The 3,533-nt window shown below is 72.9% G+C and carries 5 protein-coding genes; all 5 read right to left on the reverse strand.

All coding sequences use genetic code 11. The annotated features are described in order from the left end of the window. Nucleotides 1–260: aminotransferase class V-fold PLP-dependent enzyme (locus RIF68_RS31045; protein ID WP_309054601.1), on the reverse strand; the 260-nt coding region annotated here is incomplete at its 3' end. 130 nt (nt 261–390) lie between these two features. After that, nucleotides 391–1,251: a thioesterase family protein gene (locus RIF68_RS31050; RefSeq protein ID WP_309054602.1), complete on the reverse strand. Its 861-nt coding sequence runs from the start codon at nt 1,249–1,251 to the stop codon at nt 391–393. 23 nt (nt 1,252–1,274) lie between these two features. After that, nucleotides 1,275–1,955, reverse strand: coding sequence for a trimeric intracellular cation channel family protein (locus RIF68_RS31055; protein WP_309054603.1), 681 nt, complete (start codon nt 1,953–1,955; stop codon nt 1,275–1,277). Between the two features lie 124 nt (nt 1,956–2,079). Next, a complete protein-coding gene (locus RIF68_RS31060; protein WP_309054604.1) occupies nt 2,080–3,219 on the reverse strand; it encodes a dipeptide ABC transporter ATP-binding protein in 1,140 nt (379 codons plus the stop codon). Nucleotides 3,220–3,227: 8 nt separating this feature from the next. Then, nucleotides 3,228–3,533: oligopeptide/dipeptide ABC transporter ATP-binding protein (locus tag RIF68_RS31065; protein WP_375165760.1), on the reverse strand; the 306-nt coding region annotated here is incomplete at its 5' end.

The following is a 3,533-nucleotide window of genomic DNA, read 5'->3' on the forward strand; positions in this document are numbered from 1 at the left end:
TCGGCGGCGCGGCGGGACCAGTAGAGGCCCTTGACGGCGAGGTTGTCGGCCTCGGTGCCGCCGGAGGTGAGGACCACCTCGCTGGGGCGTGCGCCGAGCGCGGCGGCGAGCGTCTCGCGCCCCTCCTCGACGGTCCGCCGGGCTCTGCGGCCGGCGGCGTGGAGGGAGGAGGCGTTGCCCGTGACGCCGAGGTGGGCGGTCATCGCCTCGATCGCCTCGGGGAGCATGGGCGTGGTCGCGGCGTGGTCCAGGTAAGCCATGGTGGCTCGATTCTACGAGTCCCCCACGGAAGTCCGGCCCGGGGACCGGGCGGGACCCGGCGGCGGGCGGGGCCGGACGGCCCCCGGACCTCCCCGCACCCGGCCCCGGGCCGCGCCAGGCCCGCCCCGTTCAGCCCCTCGGCGCGCGGGCCAGCTGGCGGGACTGGGCGACCAGGCGGTCGGCGCTGTCCCAGACCTCGGCGTCCTCCTCCAGGAAGCCGCCGGCCAGGTTGCGGGTGGTGATGGAGACCCTGAGCGGGCCGGGCGCGGGGCGGCAGCGGACGTGGGTGGTGAGTTCCACGGTGGGCGTCCATCCCTTGAGGCCCAGCTCGAAGGAGGTCGGCGGCAGGGCGTCGACCGTGAGCAGCAGGGAGAGCGGGTCCGGCTCACGGCCGTCGGCGAGGCCGAACCAGGCGCGCATCTCGCCCTTGCCCGAGGGGGCGCCGATCGCCCAGCCGACGCAGGCCGGGTCGAGGCGGATGTCGAGCCGCTCGGTGATGGCGGAGGAGCCGGGGATCTGCGGGGTGGGGCCGTCGGAGGCGCCGAAGCACTGGTCGAGGGGCGCGAGGGCCGGGGGCGTCGCGGTGGTGCGGACGTCGTCGGGGAGGGCGTCCAGGTCGCCGTAGGAGGCGAGGACGCGGATGCGCTCGACCTCGGTGCCGTCCTCCTCGTACTGGAAGAGTGAGGCCTGGCCGGTGGAGAGCGTCCGGCCGGTGCGAACGGTCTCGGTCCTGATCACCGCGCGGCCCGGCACGGACGGCGTCAGGTAGTGCGCCGAGATCGTGAACGGGTCGGGGTGCGGGAGGTGGTCACCGAGAGCGCGGCCGAGCAGGGCGAGGAGGTATCCGCCGTTGACGGCGTGGATGATCGTCCAGCCCGCGGAGAGGTCGGCGTCGTAGACGCCCGGCTCCCGGAGGGTGACGGCGGTGTCGCGGTCGAACTCGCTCGTCGTGGCGACGTTCTCCGCGGTCGTCTCGGTGCGCGTGCTCATGCCGCAGACCGTACAGCAGAAAACTACTGAGCGGTAGCTTTTTGTACCTCCTCCTCCCGCGCGGCCGAGCGGCGGTTCCAGGCGCGGGGCGCGCGCCAGTGGAAGCGCAGCGCCAGGATCCGCAGGACGAAGGCGGTGAGGACGGCGGCGCCGCTCGTGTACGCGTTGAGCGCGTCGAACCGGATGCAGAGGACGACCATCGTGGCGCCGACGATCGCCGGCACCGCGTACAGGTCCCGGTCCCACCGGAGCAGCGAGGGCACCTCGTTGGCGAGCACGTCCCGCAGGACGCCGCCGCCGACGGCGGTGGCCAGGCCGAGCGCGGCGGAGGAGGTGAGCCCGAGCCCGTAGTCGTACGCCTTGGTCGTCCCGGTCACGCAGAAGAGGCCGAGACCGGCGGCGTCGAAGACGTTCACGGCGGTCTGGGTGCGCTCCACCACCGGGTGGAGGAAGAAGACGAGGGCCGTCGCGACCAGCGGCATGAGGAAGTAGCCGAGATCGGTGAAGGCGGCGGGGGGTACGGCGCCGATGATCAGGTCGCGGAAGAGACCGCCGCCGAGCGCGGTGACCTCGGCGAGGACGGCGATGCCGAAGACGTCGAAGTTCTTGCGGACGGCGAGCAGGGCGCCGGAGATGGCGAAGACGAAGATGCCGACGAGGTCCAGGGCGTGCTGGACATCGGGGCTGAACAGGTCGTGGAGCACCGCCCCATTGTCCCGGTCGCTCCGGCGCGGGGCGGCGGGGCTCCCCCGCGCCCGGCCGTGGGCGGGCGTCCGCCGGGAGGGGCGGGACGCGGGCCCGCGGCCGGGCGGGGCGTCGCGGCGCGGATCAGGCGCCGGGCGCGTCGTCCTGCGCGGCCGGCCCGTCGGCGGCCTTCGGCTCCGCTCCGGACTCCCCGCCGGCCTTCGCCGCCGTCGTCTCCTTCACCTCCGGCTTCTTCGTGATCGTGACGTCCACCGACTCGCGGGCCGCCGGGACGGTGACGCCCTCCGCGTTCTCCGGGTGGTGGCAGGCGACCCGCTGCCCCGGGCGCAGCTCCAGGAGCGGGGGCTCCTGCGTCCTGCACACCTCCGTCGCCTTCCAGCAGCGGGTGTGGAAGCGGCAGCCCGGCGGCGGGGCGATCGGGGACGGGACGTCACCGGTCAGCAGGATCCGCTCGCTCTTGGCACCCCGGCGGCGCGGGTCCGGGATCGGGACGGCCGACATCAGGGCGCGCGTGTACGGGTGCATGGGCGACTCGTACAGGGACTTCCGGTCCGCCAGCTCGACGATCTTGCCGAGGTACATCACCGCGATGCGGTCGGAGACGTGCCGGATGACCGACAGGTCGTGCGCGATGATCACGTAGGTGAGGCCGAGCTCCTGCTGGAGGTCGTCCAGGAGGTTGACCACCTGTGCCTGGATGGAGACGTCCAGGGCGGAGACGGGCTCGTCCGCGACGACGAGCTTCGGCTTGAGGGCGAGCGCGCGGGCGATGCCGATGCGCTGGCGCTGGCCGCCGGAGAACTCGTGCGGGTAGCGGTTGTAGTGCTCGGGGTTGAGGCCGACCAGGCCGAGGAGGCGCTGGACCTCCTTCTTCAGGCCGCCCTCGGGCTCGACGCCCTGGAGCTTGAAGGGGGCGGAGACGATCGTGCCGACCGTGTGGCGCGGGTTCAGCGAGCCGTACGGGTCCTGGAAGATCATCTGGATGTCCCGGCGCATCGGGCGCATGCCCGCGATGCCGAGGTGCGAGATGTCCGTGCCCTGGAACTCGACGGTTCCCGCGGTCGGTTCGAGCAGCCGCGTGATCAGGCGGCCCATCGTGGACTTGCCGCAGCCGGACTCGCCGACCACGCCGAGCGTCTCACCGGGCAGCACCTCGAAGTCGATGCCGTCGACCGCCTTGACCGCACCGGTCTGGCGCTGGAGGAGGCCCTTCCGGATGGGGAAGTGCTTCTTCAGGCCGGTGACCTTGAGCAGGGGTTCCATAGTGTCGCTCACAGCTTCGGCGCAATCTCTTCGGTCCAGATACGGGTCCGCTCCTCCTGCGACATGTGACAGGCGGAGTAGTGGCGCTCGCCCGCCAGGGTCAGCTCGGGCCGCCGGGTGCGCGTGATGCCGCCCTTGGGGACATCCGCGTACGGGCAGCGGGGGTTGAACGCGCAGCCGCTGGGGACGTTGATGAGGCTGGGCGGGTTCCCCTTGACCGGGATGAGCCGGTCGGTCTGCTCGCGGTCGATGCGGGGCATCGAGCCGAGCAGGCCCCAGGTGTAGGGGTGCTGCGGCTCGTAGAAGACGGACTC

The organism is Streptomyces sp. (genome assembly GCF_031178505.1).
Classification (GTDB): domain Bacteria; phylum Actinomycetota; class Actinomycetes; order Streptomycetales; family Streptomycetaceae; genus Streptomyces; species Streptomyces gulbargensis.

Coding starts and splice junctions, on each gene's coding strand:
- RIF68_RS31060 (WP_309054604.1), bottom strand. CDS start 3,219: ATGGAACCCCTGCTCAAGGTCACCGGCCTGAAGAAGCACTTCCCCATC.
- RIF68_RS31050 (WP_309054602.1), bottom strand. CDS start 1,251: ATGAGCACGCGCACCGAGACGACCGCGGAGAACGTCGCCACGACGAGC.